Source organism: Paraburkholderia sp. RL18-101-BIB-B, from assembly GCF_046026985.1.
Taxonomy (GTDB): Bacteria; Pseudomonadota; Gammaproteobacteria; order Burkholderiales; family Burkholderiaceae; genus Paraburkholderia.
The window spans coordinates 16,609-34,769 of sequence record NZ_JARESV010000041.1 but is presented as its reverse complement, the minus strand read 5'-3'; the positions used below and the strand labels follow the sequence as shown (position 1 = coordinate 34,769).

Below are 18,161 nucleotides of genomic sequence, written 5' to 3'. Positions count from 1 at the left end.
ACCGTTGCCCTCAAACTCGCCTGTTCTTAAAAGTACGGGTATGACGAAGTAGATGATTTGACCTGGATCATCGACCGTCATGCGAGCAGCATTCTGCTCGCCGTGGTGACAGTTGACCGATGAAAGAAGAATTCATCATCGTCCCCGCGGTGCTGTTGCGATTGATTTCCATCAAGGCTGCCGCGCTTCGTCTCGCTCGCGAGACTCCTGCCATGAACGCGTGCGGCGCTCCGCTCCCCCCTTGATATGCATCAAGAGGCGCCGCCCGCCACTCGGTCATAGTCGCCCTGCACCCACGCTGATTCGCCGCGAACCGCAAACGACGGAGCGCAGGCGCCGGCGCCTCATGGCCAACAAGAGCCCGCCCTCATCGGTAAAGCGTTTCGCGCTTCACCGTCTTCATGACTCATGTGAGGAGTATGTCTACCATCGATACCGCTCCACCCAACGCCGCCGCATTGCAGATTCCGCTCGCACGGCATGCCAGCATCGACGGCATGGAGGCTGATCGCGCCCTCGTTGCCGAGGCTGGCCAGGATCACGAAGCGTTCTGGGCGTCGCTCGCCCCACAGAAACGCATACGGGAACGACGGAATGTCGCTCATGTGAATCCCGCCGCAGACCACCACGCCCTCCTTCGCGACCGCTTGCAATGCTTGCGGAATGAGCGCACCGACCGGTGCGAAAAGCAACGCCGCATCGAGCTTGTCGGGCGGCGCCTCGTCACTGCTGCCCGTCTAAGCCGCGCCGAGACGCAGTGCGAGTTGCTGGGCTGCGTGATCGCCGGAGCGCGTGAACGCATACGTGCGTTGCTGATGACGCGCAACCTGCGCGACGATATTGCGCCGCGGCGCCAAAACCGTAGATGCCGATCCGCTGCGCGCTGCCCGCCATGCTCAGGGTGCGATAGCCGATGAGACCGGCGCATAGCAGCGGCGCCGCCTCGATGTCCGTGTACTGCCCCGGCAGATGAAAGCAGTAGCGGCTGTCGGCGATGGTGCGCTCAGCGTAACCGCCGTCGATCGTATAGCCTGTGAAGCCGGATTCGTCGCACAGATTTTCCCGCGCCGACAGGCAGTAGCGGCAATGCCCGCAGGTGTGGCCGACCCACGGCACCCCCATCCAATCGCCAACGGCGAACCCTGTCACGCCCGCGCCGAGCCTGGCTACCGTGCCGACGATTTCGTGGCCTGGAATGACCGGCTGTTTGGGATGCTCGAGTTCGTGGTCCACCAGATGAAGATCGGTGCGACACACGCCGCACGCGTGAATATCGATCAGGATCTGGCCGGGACCGGCGGCGGGATCGGGCACCTCCTGCTCCCGCAGCGATGCTGCGCTACCGTCGAATACCATCGCACGCATAAGATGCTCCTCGAACTTGCTCCAGCGGCCCACTACAGGGCTTTTGCTGGCGTGGAGCATTTAAAGAAGCGTTGCGCTCCGCCGCCCCGCCGAATTCACCCGCAAAAGCGGAAGTAGCCGCTGTGCATCAGAACCGGTTTGGCGCCGATCTCGTTAAGCAGTCGCCTGGCTGCGTGTTCGATCGGATGCCGGTTCGAGTTAAATGCGGCGATCAGATCGTCTTCGCGCAGCGACGCGGCGCCGAAATGATCTTCGAGGGCTTCGGCGGTGATCGCGCACTGGACGCGAGCACCGTCCACTTCGGCCGGGAACGCGACGACGAGGTCGCGCGCGCAATACTCCGGATGTTCCTCGGGAAAATGAATCTTCATGACCATCACCAGGTTCGTTGCGCAGGATCTGACGCTGGAACGGCGTGTCTGCACGCCCACGCACGTGCAACACTTTCTTGGCCGCCCATTCTGTGCGACACCCGTCTGTCGCCAGCATAGGAGTTAAGCGCGATACATCAAATTCACGGCTTGCGTCCTGGTTGACCGAGGTCAACGGCACGCAAGTCACCGCCTCTACACTGACCTCATTCCCCTTGCAAAGGAGCGCGTGCCATGAACGCCCTATCCCGAAGTTGTCTGGTGACATGTGCAGTATTCGTGCTGACTGGCTCTGCTGCGCACGCCGAAACGGAGCCGACCGCGCTTGTCGATCAGCAACACTGCATGTTCTGCCACACGCGCGATGCACCATTCCTCGCGCCGTCGTTCCAGCAGATCGCCGAGCACTATCGCAACGTGCCGAATGCGCAGTTCATGCTCGAGCACAAGCTGCGGCTCGGCGGCAAGGCGCATTGGGGCGATATGGCAATGCCGCTGCCAGCCGATCGCGGCGGCCCGTTGTCGGCGGAGGATGCGCATACGCTGGTGCAATGGGTATTGAGTCAATGAGATTGCCTTCGCGGGGACGACCCGCAATCCGGCTTCATTCAAAGTAAGCGTTCGTTTCGGAGATTCACATGCGCCTCACTATTCATCTCGACACGTTCGATCGTGTCCATCCGATGGCATTTGCAATCCTGTGGCTGGACAAGGACACGCGGCGATGGTCGCGCGAAGGACACCTCGGTCTCGATCTGCCCGAATGGGGCGTACTGCATGTGGATTGCGGCAACACGCTTGTGTGCGGGTCGGAAGGTTCGGCGCCCGTTTGCGTGCTCGAAGGGCTCGATCTGAACGACTCCGACGGGCCGTTCGAGGGCGAAACCGGACGTGCACAATGGTGCGCGGAAAGCGGCCGCGACCTAATGTCCGGCCACTGGCACGTCCAATGTATCGACACCGATCAGATAGAACCGGAGCACGGTCTCTTTGCCGCCGGCAACGACGTGTGAAGTGCAGACGTCACCGGCACCTGGAGGAGCCAACGCCATGGGACTCACAACCGATCTGCACGGCGTCCGTCACGCGTACGGGCTCTGTTTCGTGCGTGCGCCGTGGGCTTATTTCACGCGTTTGCCCCTTGACCAGCAATGGGGCGACGGGTGGGAGCGTGCACCCTTCGAGAGGCATGCGGGCCTGCCCTACGAAGACACCGCGCAACAGATTCTGACCGTCGCTTTCGACGGGCCGTTGCTGCCGCCCGACGCCGGATACGACGGCCGCGCACGCAGCGTGAACGAGATCAATCGAGGCGACGCACCATGGCTGCGCACGCAGAATTTCATCAGCAACGCGCCGATCAGGATCGCCGCGGGCGTGTCGCTCGAGAAATTCGTGGAACTGGTCGAACTGGCGGGCGGACATGTATTTGCCCCGCTTGGCTGGGGGGCACTGCGTCTGGAGCCGATCGTACCAACCGAGTCTTCAAGCGCTGTAACGTGCCAGCGCCTGATCGATGCTCCATGACCGGCATCACACAAAGTTGCGCGCTTACATATCGCCGCCGTTCGCCGTAGTAAGCAACTGTACAAAACATGCGGTGTTGCCAGCCAGGGCAGCGATGCGGTAGCAAAGCAACTGTCGCATTCTGGAACTGCGCCTGAAGCATTCTCTGCGGACCGCTCCTGATGACGTTGCAACCTTCGATTCGCGAAAATCTCATGCGAAGAACCTCGACCTGCTGCTTGTAGTTCAGTTCAATAGGCAACGATCATGGCAGGAATAGATTCAGGTCCGCCGGGCAGCCGCTCTCAGGAGAAAATATCCCGGATCTCTGAGATTGAGCCACCTACACCCCGAAGTCGGCATCTCAAACGCTACGAGCTGATACTCCAAGAGTGCATCCAGATCGACGGGGTTAGGTCGTCCCGATCCGGCGTCTCCCTGCAGAAGTATTAAGGACACGAACTCATGCGGACTGAGCATTTTCGTATCCTGCGCGATGCCCTGCGGCGAATAGTCACCAACCCGATAATCGCGTTTTTGAACAAGTGCGCGGCAATCCTCCCCCTTCAGGGGGCCGCATCCAGCGCATCCACGCGAGCGTCGCGAACGCGCGTCACGATTTCCTGCACAAAACATCGAACACGATCAGCAGGAATCACGCGACGATCGCCGTCGTAGACTTACAAGTGCGCAACATGAGCAAGTCGGCGAGCCATACGGCCAACGCGCCGGGTCGCTATGTCCGGGCAAAGTCGGGACTTAAAAAGGCCATCCTCGATGAGGGTGGTTCGAGTTTTGCCGCCAGTTGAAGTACAAAACCGCGCACCTTGTGACGGCGATCACTAAATCGTGTTCCGCTTGCGTCACTCATGTGGACACGATAAGTGATTACGATACGCCGTCGACGCGCATTTTGTCGCAGGTGCTGGATTCCACGTGGATATCAATGGGCAGGTGGCGAGCGAGGCGCTCGTCACGAAGGAAGACAGTGTTGTATTGTGCAGGTGGGAGACAAGCTTCGCGAGCTCGCACTGATCAAGTCTTACAGCGATAAGTTTTGCTGCCAGGGCGACTTTGCTTTCCGCTGCGACTGGGTTTGGGAAAGTCCCCTCAAGTCAGCATGTGTCGACCGATCGTGAAGTTCATTAACTCCGCTGGCTGCTCGGCGGCGCCATCGTAACGGGAACGGATATCTGGACAACGCATCTTAACGGCAGAATCAGTTTACAAAGATAAGCACTCGACCAATCTGCGTTACTCGCGCTGGCATCGAGATGCGTAGGCGCGAGCCATTTTTCAACAAGAGATCGCAAGGTAATGCGGCTGGTGTTCATGGCATGCTCCCGAAATCGGTTCGAACTGCGACGGAAGACTGTTTTACAGGTCCGTGAAACTATTATTGGATGGGCGCAGGTGAAGTTAAATCAGAGCCGCCTGAGAGTAACGTAGCCAAAAGGCTGTGTCGCAACAAGGCTCTGCGGTAAAATTCGCCGTTCGATACTGACGGCGAATCCGATGGCCAGGAAGAAGAAAACGGCGCGCAAGACACTTCCCGCAGACATTGGTAAGGTGCTCAAACGCGTGCACTATCCGCTGGATGTGATCATGCTGTGTGTGCGGTGGTACGTGGCGTATTCGCTGAGCCTGCGCAAGCTCGAGGAAATGATGACCGAGCGGGGTATCGCGGTTGACCATTCCACGGTGCATCGCTGGGTGATCAAGCTCGTGCCGCTGTTTGAAAAGGCATTTCGCCGTCGCAAGCGCCCGGTGGGCAGGAGCTGGCGCGTAGATGAGACCTACGTCAAGGTCAAGGGACAATGGAAATTTCTATACCGCGCCGTCGACAAGGCGGGCAGCGCAGTCGATTTCCTGCTGCGCGCCCATCGCGACAAAGCCGCAGCGCATCGCTACTTAAAGAAAGCGATTGATCAGAACGGCGAGCCCGAAACGATCACGGTGGACAAGAGCGGCGCCAATCTGGCCGCCCTCGAAGCGCTCAACGCCGGGCGACCAACACCGATCAAAATCCGGCAAAACAAATACCTGAACAACATCGTCGAGCAGGACCACCGCGCTATCAAACGGATCATCAGACCGATGATGGGCTTCAAGGATTTTCGCTGCGCGCGCATCATCCTGTCCGGCATCGAGATTGCGCACATGATTCGTAAAGGGCAGATGCATGATGATGGCGTCGCTGCGACTGATGCCGATCAATTCTATTCTCTTGCGATGTAGGCAGTCCTCTTCATTGCGGTCATTTGCTCAGCTTACCTTCCTTTAACGCGACACTACCGGGCCGGGACCGGGAGATTTGGGGACGGGCTGCCGGCGAGATTGACCGCGAGGATCAGCATCAGGAATGAGGCGTCGCAAGCCAAAGCTGTTCGGATTGTGCCGGTGACTCACACTTCAGAGGAGCGACTGATTCTGTGGGCGTCGGAAGGCGCATTCGGAACGCGCTTAGCGAGTGACGAAAGACTTCGGCATCAACTCGCCGGGCATTGCGCTCGCCCTCGATTTGCTCGACCAGATCGACACATCGCAGGCGAGAATCGCGCGCTCGTAGCGCGACAACGTCATCAACGAGAAAACGCATTCGATTCCCCCCGGCGAGGTGACGCCCATCGCGACGACAGTCGTCGCCATTGTTGATGTTCATCAATTCTGGGAGGGGATGAAAGTTGGGTGGGCGCGAGTGTCAGGACGGGACGAGTTCTGGTGATCTGAAGTGCGAAAACCGGTTGACAAAACATCGTTCCAATTGACCATTGAACGGGGGGACGTCGGTCATTCGCGCGGTACAGTGGCCAGCAAGTCATCAGGAAACTTGAGCATCCCCAAAGCACAGTGCACTTCACAACAAAAAATCGGCCAGAATAAGCTCGCTACATCTGCGAGGGAAGGCGATGAAGTCGATCAAATTGCGTGTGCCGCGAGAAGAGGCAGCCGATCTTCCCGACGACCTGGCGGCCTGGGCGAGATTCACCGGCGTTGATCCCGGGATAGCTGTAATCAGCGAACCGGTTACTACGACAGATGCAAGTTCGCCCATCCTGTACGCGGTCTACATCAGCGAGAGCTTCTTCGAGTAGTTCCCTGAATGGCGAATGTACGTAGACCAATAAGCCCGGGGAAACCCGGCAAAGTGACTTTGAACGGCTCAGTTTGTTAAGGCTTGTTCGACGAATTACACAGGATTCGCTGCTCAGCATGGAGCAAGCCCATGGTTGATGGCAGCCAGGATGATCGGCAGCAGAACCGGCTTCACGAAATAGTGATCAAATCCGGCGCGCATCGACTCAGCCCGCTCAAATGGCAACGATAGGCCACTTACCGCGACAAGCAGCGGCGCAGGTATCGCCTGAACACGTCGGATCGCTATCGCCACCGCGCGGCCGTCGAGATGCGGCATTTCGATGTCGAGCAACACTGCGGCCGGATACCATATGCAGTATTCGGCGAGCGCGTCAGCACCGTTCCTGGCGGTCCGGATTTCAAAACCCCGATCACAAAAAAACAGTGCATACCCCGCCAACATATCTGCATCGTCGTCAGCGATAAGCAGGCGTGCGCCCACAGCGATGGACATTGGCTTCCCCTGGTTGCTTTCTTATGAGCAATTTAAGGTCCCGGATACGGGTCAGTTCGCCGGTTTGTCGCGATTCACATAGGGCGAACCGTCAGAACCATACTCATCATGCCGTTAACGCATATCGCGGCAGAGTAATGGTGAAGACGCAGCCGGTGCCCGGCATATCGCGGACGCTAAGAATTCCGTTGTTGGCCTCAACATTACGCCTCGCGATTGAAAGACCTAGCCCCAGTCCGGTTCTATCCTCGCCGTTCTGGGTGAACGACAGAAACATCCTTTCCGCATCACCGGGTGGGAGACCACCGCAATGATCCTTCACATCGATCAGGATGCGATCCGACAGCGCGTAGGCGTCCAACGTTACTTCGGTGTGGTGGTGAGTGAACTTAAGGGCATTTTGCAGCAGGTTTCCGACCGCCGAATAAAGCTGGTCACGATCCCCGCTGAAGGCAAGCCGCGAATCCACAGCAGAAACCGTCAGTGCGCATCCACGAGTCTGGGCCACAAGGTCAGCGGCATATTTCACCTCAGCGATGAAGTCCGCAACGGAAAACATCCTTGATTGCAAGGAAATTCCAGCTTCCGTACGAACCTCGTCCAGCGAGTGATCGATAAGATCGCGCAAGCCGTTCAGGCTCCGCTCCAAAACCGACCCCGTAGCCCCGGACAGGTTTAAATTTCCGGTCTTGGCTGCGGTAAACGCAAGCGTCGCGGTTTGAAGAAAATTACGCAGTTCATGTGCGAAAAAAGTAAGCGGCTCGCCTGGGCCATTCGTCCATTCGCTTCCGCGTGAGGCATGATGGTCATCAGGACCTGCCCGGTCAGGTAGCGGGAGCCGGTGGACTTGCTGGCTTGCGCAGCTTGTCGGTCACACGCCAAGGCAGGAGTTCGTCAATACGATTGATTTTGTGGTCAGCGATGTGAGTTAGCACATAGTCCAGGTAGGCACGCGGATCGATGTCATTCAATGTGCAAGTGCCGATCAGCGAGTACATCGCGGCTGCCCGTTCGCCGCCACTGTCGGAGCCAGCAAATAAAAAATTCTTCCGACCCAGGCTCACACAACGCAGCGCATTTTCGGCGATGTTGTTGTCGATCTCGAGCGTACCGTCTTCGCAATACAACGTCAGTGCGGCCCACTGATTGAGCGAGTAGTTGATCGCTTTGGCTGTATCGGACTTCGACGACAGCGTGTTGAGCTTCGCCCTGAGCCACGCTTCATAGGCTTGAAGCAGTGGCCTGGCTTTCTCCTGCCGTATTCGCCGCCGTTCGGCCGCCGGCTTGCCGCGTATGGTGGCTTCGATGCTGTACAGCTCGCCGATATAGTTGAGCGCCTTTTGCGTCGTGTCAGACGGCGTGCGCACGTGAATGTCGTAGAACTTTCTCCTGGCGTGGGCATGACACGCCGCCTCACGTATATGGCCACCGCAGAACAACTCGTCGAACCCCGCGTAGGCGTCTGCCTGCAGGATCCCCTTGAAGCCGGCGAGATGGGTTTGAGGGTGGATACCTTGCCGATTGGGCGAGTAAGCGAACCAGACTGAGGCCGGTTCCATTAAACCCGAGCGGTGATCGTCTCGCACGTAGACCCACAGCCGGCCGGTACGCGTTTTCCTGTTGCCCGGTGCAAGCACCGGGATCGGCGTGTCGTCCGCATGCAGCTTTGTGGCGGCCGTCGTATAGCGGCGCAGCGCCTCTATCAGAGGCTCGAACAACGCCTCGCACTGGCCGACCCAGCGGCCCGTGCTGGCCCGGTCCAGCGCCACGCCGTCGCGCGCCGCGATCGCCGATTGCCGATACAAGGGCTGGTGGTCTGCGTACTTCGCGACCAGAATGTCCGCCAGCAGGCTCGGATGCGCGATGCTCCGCCCGATCGGCAGGCCCGGCATGGGCGGCTGTGTGATGGTGCTGCAGCATGGGCAAACCAGTTTGCGCCGGATCGTGCGAATGACCCTGAACGCCGCTGCGACGCGGCCGAGTTGTTCGGACACATCCTCGCCAAGCGTCTGCATCGGTTGACCGCAGTCCGGGCAACTCGACTCGTACTCGAGTACGTGATCCTCGCGCGGCAGATGCGCAGGAAGCGCTTGTCTTGATGCCGCAACGCTCGTCGCCGCACTTGAGGCGCACGCGTTTGCACCGTGGGCCTGCGCGCGCTGCACATCCGCTACGCCGCGCCCGGCAGCCAGATCCTCGAGTTGAGTCTCGAGCGTCTCGATCTGCCGCTGCAACTGCTCGGACTTGCGACCGAACTGCATGCGCCTGAGCTTGTCGATCTGTGCCTTGAGCTGCTCGATCTCGACATCCCGTTCGGCAAGCATGCTACGGGCCTCGACCAGCAGGGCCTTCAGGAGTTCGACATCGTCAGGAAGATCGGCGCCGTTCGACATGCGCCTTAGTTTACGAGTCTACCGCGCGGTTTACAACATCGATAACGCGACGGTGCGACGGGGCTGTCTCCAATCGATGCCCTCAAGAAGCATCGACAGTTGTGCAGAGCTCAGATGGACCTTGCCACTGTCGGCCTGGGGCCAGATAAAGCGGCCTCGTTCAAGCCGCTTTGCGAGAAGCCAGATTCCGTCCTCGGTTGCCCAAAGGATCTTCACCAGATCGCCGCGACGGCCCCGGAAGATGTAGACGTTGCCGCCCAACGGATTCTCTTCGAGCGCTGTTTGCACCTTTGCGGCTAGCCCCTGAAACCCCGCGCGCATATCGGTGACGCCCGCAGCGATCCAGATTCGCGTACCTGCCGGGAGGGAAATCATGACCGCAGACTCCCCAGCACGATCCGCAAGATATCGCCATCGACCAGGCCGTCCACCTTGACTACCGCGCGACCGATCCGGATCTCGATCGTGCCGGCAGTTGCTACAGGCTTCGTGTCCTGCGCTCGAGCTTCTACCAGAGATGATGCAGCGACCTCCGCTGGCGTGTCGCTTACCAGCACGACCGGGATGAGCCCAGCAGACTGAGCTTGCTGCTCGGCCAGATATCGCCGCCGCCAGGTGAACAGCATGTTCGCATTGATGCCGTTCTCGCGCGCCAGTTTCGCGACTGATACGCCGGGCTCGCAAGCCGCTGCCGCCAGTCGCTCACGAAGCTCCCGGGCGTAATTCGGGCGGCCCATCCGGGTACCCGGCTTCTTCTCTTCAGACTGTGACAAAGTGATGCCCATCAGTTCGGAAATGATGGGCATCACTTTGGTGTCTATCTCAGTCACCGTCCACAACGGCCGGCGCGAGCCGCTTACCGAAAAAACCCAGTCGCTCATGCATCTGGACGGCTTGCCTGTCCGCGACGGCGAAATCGCGCTGATAGCTGAATTCCGTGACCGCGTCGGCGACGGCATTGTCCAGGCAGCGCTTCAGGCGGCGGGAAACGAAGCGATTTTCGCTTTCTGGTCGAAGGGATTTGGGGCAATGTGGGACGCAGGTAGCGCATTGCACGAGCAGACCAAGGCTGCGGTGAAGGAGACTGTGGACGTCATCGACAAAGCCCGCAAGCCGGTAGCCTAGGCTTAAAACGCCAGGCGCCTCTCATGTGCGGAGAGGACCGCAGTCATTGTCCTGTCCGCAGATGGTCCACTCGACAGGAAATCCGGGAAATTGCAACCCGAGCGGGAATAGCTGACCTGCGTATCAAGCGAAGAAACTGGAATGCAGGCACACATACCAGATGCGTCTGCCGCAGAAAGCCGGCACAGACATGTCGGTGCCACAGATTTTTGACGGGACACCCCACTATTGATCTAAGGCGCGCATGGAAGCTGAAGTCTACAAAGGGTACGCCATCTGGGGGCACGCCATCCGCGAGCATGGAAATATCTTGCGGCCGGCGCGATATGCCGGCAACGGGACAATCACAAAAGGCTCAAAATTCGTCGAAGCCTCAGGTGTTCTTGGAAGCTTTAAGACCGACGAGGATGCCCAGGTCGCTGGACTTGCGTGGGCGCACGCGTGGATAGAACGCCACGGGTAGTCAGAACCAAGTCGGCGAAAGCCCCGATGCTTCGCAAGTTTCCGTATACGGGTCTCCGTGGCGCATGGTGCTTCATTCCCCTGTGACGTATCCGTACGAAGACCTGCACTCTTGCGGGCGTCTCGCGCAAAAAGAGTCTCATCCAACTGATGGCTTTATTTGTTGATGTCTCATGCCGCTATTCGCAGGGAAACTCTAGACTGCGGTGAACACATTGACCAGTTCCACGTTGGGTTGCGTGCAGTGCGATAACGGTATAGCGGGCATCCGCTCAAGAACTGCGGAAGCCCGCCAAGTACTCACAAAAGTGCCCTCCAGTACGACGTTTTTCATCCGTGCACCGAGACGGGTCGTCGTCCGATGATCGCGACAATGGCTTTCGGTATCTACGCATACTGGTGTTTTAGCCTAACGCATGCTGCGTCGCCCGGCAGCCGCATTAGCCGAATTAATGCACAACTTGAACGCGCTAGCAAAATTGATGGACATCCAGCTGTTCGCCCGTTGATGAAACACATCGTTTGGCAGTGACGGCACTCTGGCCTGCCAGCCTTACTGGGCGCGGGCCGCAGCGCTTCCTTCGCTAGCAAATGCTGTGAACATGGCTAGCAGAATTAGCGAACATCAACAGGAGTCGTCCATCACATCAGAGCCCCTCAATCCCACCGCACGTCACGCACCTGAACGATGCCCGCCTCGATCCGCACCGGAAACACAACCACATCCTCATAAGCCGGCGGCGCCAACACCTTCCCCGTCCTGATGCAAAACCGCGCACCGTGGCGCGGACAGATAACCACGTCGCCTTCCACCAGACCGCCTGTCAGGATGCCGCCGTCGTGCGGGCAGATATCCTCGATTGCATAGCAAGTGCCGTCGACATTGAACACGGCAACCTGCGCGCCATCGACCTCGACGCTGCGAACACCGCCGACCGGGAAATCCTCAATCGCGGCGACATCGACCCAGTCAGACATATCAAAGCATCCCCAATTGCAGGCGTGCCGCGTCCGACATTCGCTCTCTCGACCACGGCGGATCCCACACCAGCTCGACGTGCACGTCGTTCACACCGCTCACCGAGAACACCGCATCCTCCACCGTCGCCGGAAAGGTCTGTGCGACCGGGCAGCCGGGTGCGGTCAAAGTCATGCGGACCTCGACACGGCCTTCGGCTTCGTCCACGTCGAGACCGTAGACAAGCCCCAGGTCGTAGATGTTGACCGGAATCTCCGGGTCGAACACGGTGCGCAGCGCGTCGATCACGCGTTCTTCAAGACGTTCTGTTGTTGCCCCACTGCCAGGTTGTGCGGCCTCGGCGCGCTTCAGCCAGTCGAATGTACTCATCGTCTGCCTCACTCTGTCGAAACGGGGCGGTCCTCGTCGTGCAGCGCCGCATGCAGCGTGTGCCATGCAAGCGTCGCACACTTTACGCGCTCGGGAAATTCGCGTACACCGGACAGCACCGTCAGCTTGCCCAACTCCGGCGCGACTGCCGCCTGCCCCGCAGCCGGCGTTGTCACCATGTCGTGAAAGCGTCCAAACAGCGCTTCGGCCTCTGCTTCCGTTTTGCCCTTCAGCGCCTCGGTCATCAGCGACGCGGACGCCGTCGCAATCGCACAGCCCGCGCCTTCGAAACTCGCCTCCTTGACGAGGCCATCCTCGATTCGCAGATACAGCGTGATGCGGTCGCCGCACAACGGGTTATAACCCTCGGCCTTGTGATTGGCGTCGGCCAGCCCATGACAGTTACGCGGCCGCCGGTAGTGGTCGAAGATGACTTCCTGATACAGATCGCGCAGATCGCTCATGAACCGAATATCTCCTTGACCCTGCCAAGCCCTTCGATCAGGGCGTCGATATCTTCGCGCGTGCTGTAGAGGGCAAGCGACGCGCGCACTGTCGCCGGTACGCCGAACCGCTGCATCACCGGCATCGCGCAGTGGTGACCCGCACGCACCGCGACGCCGTGATGATCGAGAATTGTGCCGACATCATGCGCATGCACGTCGTCGAGCACGAATGACAGGATGCTCGCCTTGTCGCGTGCGGTACCGATGAGACGCAAGCCCGGTATCGCCTGCAATGCGTCCGTTGCATAAGCGAGCAGGCCGGCCTCGTGCGCGGCGATCACTTCCATGCCGATGCTGTCAACATAGTCAAGCGCCGCGCCCAGCGCAATCGCGCCGGCAATGTTCGGCGTGCCTGCCTCGAACTTCCACGGAATCGCGTTGTATTCCGTTTTCTCGAACGTCACCGAACGGATCATGTCGCCGCCGCCCTGCCACGGCGGCATCGCTTCAAGCAGTGCGGCCTTGGCATACAGCACGCCGATGCCTGTCGGCCCGTACACCTTATGCCCCGAAAACGCGTAGAAATCACAATCGAGCGCGCGGACGTCGACCGGCAGATGCGAGATCGCCTGTGCGCCATCCAGCAGCACCGGCGCGCCCTTCGCGTGCGCCGCTGCAACGATCAGCTCTACCGGATTGATGCTGCCGAGCGCGTTAGCCAGATGCGTAATCGCGACCAGCCGCGTATGGTCGTTCAACAAGCGCTCGTACGCGCCGGCATCAAGTGCGCCCGTATCGTCAATCGGCACGACTTTCAGCACCGCCCCAGTTTGCTCGCAGACCATCTGCCACGGCACGATATTCGAATGGTGCTCCATCGCACTGATCAGGATTTCGTCGCCAGGCTTGAGCTGCGGGCGCGCAAAGCTCTGGGCGACGAGATTGATCGCTTCGGTCGTGCCACGTACGAACACGATCTCGTCCGGACGCTGCGCGTTGATGAAGCGTGCGATCTTCGCGCGTGCTGCTTCGAACGCTTCGGTCGCGCGCTGCGACAGCAGATGCACGCCGCGGTGCACGTTGGCGTTGCTATGCCGGTAGTAAGCGTTTTCCGCGTAGATGACCGAGGCCGGCTTTTGCGTAGTCGCGCCATTGTCGAGATAGACCAATGGCCGGCCATGTACACGCTCGCCCAGAATCGGAAAATCGGCCCGCCAGTGCTCGACATTGCGCGGATCTGGCGCCTGCATCTGTCCAATCGGCTTCATAGCAACTCCCTGATGCGCTCGCCTTCCGGAGTGCGCGCGAGCAGCAGATTTTCAAGCCGACCGCGGAGCGATTCGATGCGCACACGTTCGACAATGTCGCGTGCAAATGCGTAGGTCAGGAGCGCTCGCGCCATGCGTTCCTCGACGCCGCGCGCACGCAGATAGAACAACTGGTTCTCGTCCAGTTGACCGACCGTCGCGCCGTGTGTGCATTTCACATCGTCGGCGTAGATCTCGAGTTGTGGCTTCGTGTCGATTTCCGCGTCGCGCGACAGCAGCAGGTTGTAATTCGCCTGATGCGTGTCCGTTTGCTGCGCATCGCGATGCACGATGACGCGCCCGTTGAACACGCCGCGCGCGGCGCCGTCGAGCACGCCACGGTAGTATTCGCGACTCGAGCCATGTGGCCCTCCGTGATCGATGCGCGTGTGGTGATCGACGTGCTGCCGGCCACCAACGAAATAGAGACCGTTCAATGTGGCTTGCGCGTTCGCGGCGTTCAGGCCCGTGTCAATGCCCGTGCGCGACAACGCGCCGCCGAACGCGAACGCATGCGAGGTAAAACAGCTGGCGCGTTGCTGCGCAGCAGCGACCGACGCGATATGAAACGCCTTCGTGCCTTCCTGCTGCAACCGGTAGTGCTGCACATCTGCCTGTTCGCCTGCGACGATGCGGGTAACCGCATTGGTCCAGTACTCGTCATCGCCAAACCCTACAAAGTGCTCGACGATCACGCAGCCTGAGCGTGCTCCCGCAAGCACGACATTGAACGGCTGCACCGCAAGTCCCTCTTCGTCGGTCAGGAACAGCATGTGCAGCGGTTGATCGATGACCTCGCCAGGCGGTAGCACGACGGCAAATCCATCCCTCATAAACGCCGTGTTGAGCGCGGTAAAGCCGTCGGCATACGTCTGCGAAGCGATCGCAGCCTGCAGTCGTTGCGGTATTTCTCTCAACGCCCGCGTGAGCGAGCCGACAAACACATCATGCGGCAAACCAATCAGTTTCGACAGCCGCGGCACATGGTGACCGTTAACGAATACCAGTCGATGGCCAGCCGGGTCCAGCACGAGTCCATCGACGATGCGTCGCACGTCGCTATCATCGGTGCGGCCGGTGCGTTGCGGCGCGAAATGCCAAGGACGCTTGCCAATCGCCGACACGTTCGTGTACTTCCAGTCCTCGTGCCGCGTGGTCGGAAGGCCCAGCGTGTCGAACTGTTCGAAGGCGCTTCGGCGCGCGGCACGCAGCCACGGCAACTCGGCGCCGGGCAACGTCTTCGCGAGTCGTTCAAAAGCCTGATGGAAATGGTCGAGAGATTCGTTTTTCATGGATGTCCCGCACTCACTGCACTGGCTGCACCGGCTGATTGCACGGCCTCATCCTCGATCCAGCCATAGCCCTTGCGTTCCAGCTCCAGGGCCAGTTCACGCGGCCCTGACTTTACGATCCGGCCGTTCGCCAGCACATGTACGCGATCCGGCACGACGTAATCCAGCAAGCGCTGATAGTGCGTGACCAGCACAATCGCCCGTTCGGGGCTGCGCATGCTGTTGACGCCCTGCGCGACGATCTGCAGCGCATCGATATCGAGTCCGGAATCCGTTTCGTCGAGAATGGCGAGCCGGGGCTCCAGCACCGCCATCTGCAGGATCTCGTTGCGCTTCTTTTCTCCGCCGGAAAAACCTTCGTTGACTGCTCGGTACAGCAGGGTCTCGTCCATCTGCATCAACGTCATTTTTTCCTTGACCAGTTGCAGAAATTCCATCGCGTCGAGTTCCGGCTCGCCACGATGCCGGCGCTGCGCGTTCAACGCCGCCTTCAGCAGATAAACGTTGCTCACACCGGGTATCTCAACGGGATACTGAAACGCGAGAAACAGGCCTGCGTGCGCGCGCTCTTCGGGCGCGAGCACCAGCAGATCGCGGCCGAGATACGAGACCGTGCCGCCGGTGACGACAACGTCCTCACGCCCAGCCAGTACGTGGGCAAGCGTGCTCTTGCCCGAACCATTCGGGCCCATGATCGCGTGCACCTCGCCGGCCTTCACGCTCAGATCGATGCCGCGCAGAATTTTCTTGCCGTCGACTTCGACTTGCAGATTGCTGATTTCAAGCATGGTTCGAATCCCTCGCGAATCGCCGTGGGCCAGGTGCTAACGGTTAGCCCACACTGCCTTCCAGGCTGACGCCGAGCAGCTTCTGCGCCTCGACGGCGAACTCCATCGGCAGCTCCTTGAAGACTTCCTTGCAGAAACCGTTCACAATCATCGACACCGCATCCTCCGCAGACAGCCCGCGCTGCCGGCAATAGAACAACTGGTCTTCGCCGATGCGTGATGTCGACGCTTCGTGCTCGACCTTCGCGGTCGGGTTCTTGACCTCGATATAGGGGAACGTGTGTGCGCTGCAACGGTCGCCGAGCAACAGCGAATCGCACTGTGTGTAATTGCGCGCACCCTCGGCCGCACGGCCGACCTTCACGAGGCCGCGATACGCATTCTTTCCGCAACCCGCTGAAATGCCTTTCGACAGAATCGTGCTACGCGTATTGCGGCCGAGGTGAACCATCTTCGTCCCGGTATCGGCCTGTTGATAGTGGTTGGTCAGCGCCACCGAATAGAATTCACCGACCGAGTTATCGCCCTGCAGGATCACGCTCGGGTACTTCCACGTGATCGCCGAACCGGTTTCCACCTGAGTCCACGAAATCTTCGAATTCGCCTCGCGGCAATCGCCACGCTTGGTCACGAAGTTGTAGATGCCGCCCTTGCCTGACGCATCGCCCGGATACCAGTTCTGCACCGTCGAATAGCGGATCTGGGCCCCTTCCAGTGCAATCAGCTCGACCACCGCGGCATGCAGTTGATTTTCGTCGCGCATCGGTGCGGTGCAGCCTTCCAGATAGCTCACATACGCGCCTCTGTCCGCGACGATCAGCGTACGCTCGAACTGCCCGGTGTTCTGCGCGTTGATGCGGAAGTACGTCGATAGCTCCATCGGGCATCGCACGCCCGGCGGGATATAGCAGAACGAGCCGTCGCTGAACACGGCGGAATTCAGCGCGGCGAAGAAATTGTCGGTGTGCGGCACCACGGAGCCCAGATACTTCTGCACCAGTTCGGCATGATGCTGCACGGCGTCCGAGAACGAACAGAACACAATGCCGAGTTCCGCGAGCTTTTCGCGGAACGTCGTGGCTACCGAGACGCTGTCGAACACCGCATCCACCGCGACGCCTGCCAGGAGTTCGCGTTCTTCCAGCGGTACACCCAGCTTTTCATAAGTACGCAACAGTTCCGGATCGACTTCATCGAGACTCTTCGGACGATTTTTCTGTGCCGTCGGCGCGGAATAATAGACGATGCCCTGGTAGTCGATCGGCGGATGCCGGATTGTCGCCCAACGTGGCTCGGTCATCGTGAGCCAGTGCCGATAGGCCACGAGACGCCATTCGAGCATGAATGCCGGCTCGTCTTTCTTTGCGGAAATGAGCCGGATCACGTCCTCGCTTAACCCGCTCGGCAACGCGTCGGCCGCCAGGTCGGTCACGAAACCATGCGGGTACTCGCGACTGATCAGTTCGTCGAAACCGGTTGTAGATGCGCTCATGCATGGCCTCCGTCGGTCGTTTTGCGCGACAGTTGCGTCGCACCCGCGCGGCGGCTGGGAATGCTGCGCGCCCGGATCGCGCTGATATCAACCGCGCGCAAGGTCGGACCTGCCATGTCCGCCAGCGTGACCTGCTGTAACGCCTCGCAGATCACGCGATTGACCTTCTGCCAGTTGGCCCGCACCGCGCACGCCGCCTCCTGGACGCACAAGCCAGGCAACGTGCTGCATTCGGTCACCCCGATCGGCCCGTCGACCGCGGCGATCACCTCCGCCAGCGTGATCCGCTCGGGCGGCCGCGGCAGCAGGTAACCACCTTTCGTGCCGCGCAGCGACTCCACCATATCGCCCCGCGTCAGGATTTTCAGCACCTTTGACACCGTAGGTATCGCGACTCCGGTCGCCGCCGCAATGCTGCTTGCGCTGTGGACTGCATCCGGATCGCGCGCCATCGCGGTCATGATCACTGTGCCGTAGTCGGCAAGTTTGCTCATGCGCAACATCCGAATATCTCCCGTTTTAATCAGGACCTGTTTAGTACTGATTAGACCGAAATGGAATCGGCTCGGTTGCAGTGAAACCATCCTGCGTGGGGCCTGGCCGCGTCGCCAACCGCTTCCCGTGTCCCGGGAAACATTTCGATACACGACACGTACCTTGATTTCATTCTAGAC

Annotated in this window: 21 protein-coding genes and 2 pseudogenes; 7 read left to right on the top strand and 16 right to left on the bottom strand. The window is 59.8% G+C overall.

Annotation, left to right across the window (positions count from 1 at the left end):
• Positions 1–344: 344 nt before the first annotated feature.
• Together P0D73_RS35575 and P0D73_RS35570 are read right to left on the bottom strand one after the other, a co-directional pair.
• Positions 345–1,365 (bottom strand): annotated as a pseudogene (locus tag P0D73_RS35575) (alcohol dehydrogenase catalytic domain-containing protein).
• A gap of 95 nt (positions 1,366–1,460) precedes the next feature.
• Complete coding sequence (locus tag P0D73_RS35570) at positions 1,461–1,736, bottom strand: DUF1488 family protein (RefSeq protein WP_408294477.1); 276 nt, start codon at positions 1,734–1,736, stop codon at positions 1,461–1,463.
• 234 nt (positions 1,737–1,970) lie between these two features.
• On the opposite strand from P0D73_RS35570, the gene P0D73_RS35565 reads away from it, so the two are divergent.
• From P0D73_RS35565 to P0D73_RS35545, 5 genes and pseudogenes are all read left to right on the top strand, one after another.
• A complete protein-coding gene (locus P0D73_RS35565) occupies positions 1,971–2,306 on the top strand; it encodes a c-type cytochrome (protein WP_408294475.1) in 336 nt (111 codons plus the stop codon).
• Between the two features lie 68 nt (positions 2,307–2,374).
• Positions 2,375–2,749 (top strand): DUF3564 domain-containing protein, encoded by a 375-nt coding sequence (locus tag P0D73_RS35560; RefSeq protein WP_408319119.1) that lies wholly within the window; start codon positions 2,375–2,377, stop codon positions 2,747–2,749.
• 37 nt (positions 2,750–2,786) lie between these two features.
• Complete coding sequence (locus P0D73_RS35555) at positions 2,787–3,263, top strand: hypothetical protein (protein WP_408294469.1); 477 nt, start codon at positions 2,787–2,789, stop codon at positions 3,261–3,263.
• A gap of 554 nt (positions 3,264–3,817) precedes the next feature.
• Positions 3,818–4,065: pseudogene (locus P0D73_RS35550) on the top strand (transposase); the annotation flags it as partial.
• A 692-nt stretch (positions 4,066–4,757) separates the two neighbouring features.
• Positions 4,758–5,480, top strand: a complete 723-nt coding sequence (locus P0D73_RS35545; protein WP_408434960.1) for an IS6 family transposase — start codon at positions 4,758–4,760, stop codon at positions 5,478–5,480.
• 225 nt (positions 5,481–5,705) lie between these two features.
• Here the strand turns inward: P0D73_RS35545 and P0D73_RS47025 are convergent, their stop codons facing one another.
• Positions 5,706–5,891 (bottom strand): hypothetical protein, encoded by a 186-nt coding sequence (locus P0D73_RS47025; protein WP_459252578.1) that lies wholly within the window; start codon positions 5,889–5,891, stop codon positions 5,706–5,708.
• A 260-nt stretch (positions 5,892–6,151) separates the two neighbouring features.
• On the opposite strand from P0D73_RS47025, the gene P0D73_RS35535 reads away from it, so the two are divergent.
• The gene (locus tag P0D73_RS35535) at positions 6,152–6,337 is read left to right on the top strand and encodes a hypothetical protein (protein ID WP_408182695.1); all 186 of its coding nucleotides are present in this window, start codon (positions 6,152–6,154) and stop codon (positions 6,335–6,337) included.
• A gap of 113 nt (positions 6,338–6,450) precedes the next feature.
• Here the strand turns inward: P0D73_RS35535 and P0D73_RS35530 are convergent, their stop codons facing one another.
• The 5 genes from P0D73_RS35530 to tnpA form a co-directional block, all read right to left on the bottom strand.
• Positions 6,451–6,834 (bottom strand): response regulator, encoded by a 384-nt coding sequence (locus P0D73_RS35530; RefSeq protein WP_408182697.1) that lies wholly within the window; start codon positions 6,832–6,834, stop codon positions 6,451–6,453.
• 106 nt (positions 6,835–6,940) lie between these two features.
• A complete protein-coding gene (locus tag P0D73_RS35525; RefSeq protein WP_408434958.1) occupies positions 6,941–7,462 on the bottom strand; it encodes a sensor histidine kinase in 522 nt (173 codons plus the stop codon).
• 196 nt (positions 7,463–7,658) lie between these two features.
• A complete protein-coding gene (gene tnpC, locus P0D73_RS35520; RefSeq protein ID WP_408295879.1) occupies positions 7,659–9,227 on the bottom strand; it encodes an IS66 family transposase in 1,569 nt (522 codons plus the stop codon).
• 30 nt (positions 9,228–9,257) lie between these two features.
• Positions 9,258–9,602, bottom strand: a complete 345-nt coding sequence (gene tnpB, locus P0D73_RS35515; protein ID WP_408295877.1) for an IS66 family insertion sequence element accessory protein TnpB — start codon at positions 9,600–9,602, stop codon at positions 9,258–9,260.
• Positions 9,599–10,033, bottom strand: coding sequence for an IS66-like element accessory protein TnpA (tnpA, locus tag P0D73_RS35510; protein ID WP_408434956.1), 435 nt, complete (start codon positions 10,031–10,033; stop codon positions 9,599–9,601). Before tnpA ends, tnpB begins: the two co-directional genes overlap by 4 nt.
• Here tnpA and P0D73_RS35505 point away from each other — a divergent pair.
• Entirely contained in the window at positions 10,023–10,352 is a 330-nt protein-coding gene (locus tag P0D73_RS35505) for a hypothetical protein (protein WP_408434954.1), read from the top strand. The two genes, tnpA and P0D73_RS35505, sit on opposite strands and share 11 nt — an antisense overlap.
• Before the next feature lie 1,119 nt (positions 10,353–11,471).
• On the opposite strand, the gene P0D73_RS35500 is transcribed toward P0D73_RS35505, so the two are convergent.
• The 8 genes from P0D73_RS35500 to P0D73_RS35465 are packed head-to-tail and all read right to left on the bottom strand — an operon-like array spanning position 11,472 to position 17,990.
• Complete coding sequence (locus tag P0D73_RS35500; protein ID WP_408182701.1) at positions 11,472–11,792, bottom strand: Rieske (2Fe-2S) protein; 321 nt, start codon at positions 11,790–11,792, stop codon at positions 11,472–11,474.
• A gap of 1 nt (position 11,793) precedes the next feature.
• The gene (locus P0D73_RS35495) at positions 11,794–12,162 is read right to left on the bottom strand and encodes an SUF system Fe-S cluster assembly protein (protein ID WP_408294196.1); all 369 of its coding nucleotides are present in this window, start codon (positions 12,160–12,162) and stop codon (positions 11,794–11,796) included.
• Between the two features lie 8 nt (positions 12,163–12,170).
• Positions 12,171–12,626 carry a Fe-S cluster assembly sulfur transfer protein SufU gene (sufU, locus tag P0D73_RS35490; RefSeq protein WP_408294193.1) on the bottom strand — a complete coding sequence of 152 codons (456 nt, stop codon included), beginning with the start codon at positions 12,624–12,626 and terminating at the stop codon, positions 12,171–12,173.
• A complete protein-coding gene (locus P0D73_RS35485; protein WP_408294190.1) occupies positions 12,623–13,876 on the bottom strand; it encodes a SufS family cysteine desulfurase in 1,254 nt (417 codons plus the stop codon). Before P0D73_RS35485 ends, sufU begins: the two co-directional genes overlap by 4 nt.
• A complete protein-coding gene (sufD, locus tag P0D73_RS35480; RefSeq protein ID WP_408319106.1) occupies positions 13,873–15,207 on the bottom strand; it encodes a Fe-S cluster assembly protein SufD in 1,335 nt (444 codons plus the stop codon). The genes P0D73_RS35485 and sufD overlap by 4 nt, the downstream gene beginning before the upstream one ends.
• Entirely contained in the window at positions 15,204–15,995 is a 792-nt protein-coding gene (gene sufC / locus P0D73_RS35475) for a Fe-S cluster assembly ATPase SufC (protein ID WP_408294184.1), read from the bottom strand. Before sufC ends, sufD begins: the two co-directional genes overlap by 4 nt.
• A gap of 43 nt (positions 15,996–16,038) precedes the next feature.
• Complete coding sequence (gene sufB / locus P0D73_RS35470; protein WP_408319105.1) at positions 16,039–17,487, bottom strand: Fe-S cluster assembly protein SufB; 1,449 nt, start codon at positions 17,485–17,487, stop codon at positions 16,039–16,041.
• Positions 17,484–17,990 (bottom strand): SUF system Fe-S cluster assembly regulator, encoded by a 507-nt coding sequence (locus tag P0D73_RS35465; RefSeq protein ID WP_408319171.1) that lies wholly within the window; start codon positions 17,988–17,990, stop codon positions 17,484–17,486. Before P0D73_RS35465 ends, sufB begins: the two co-directional genes overlap by 4 nt.
• Positions 17,991–18,161 lie beyond the last annotated feature (171 nt).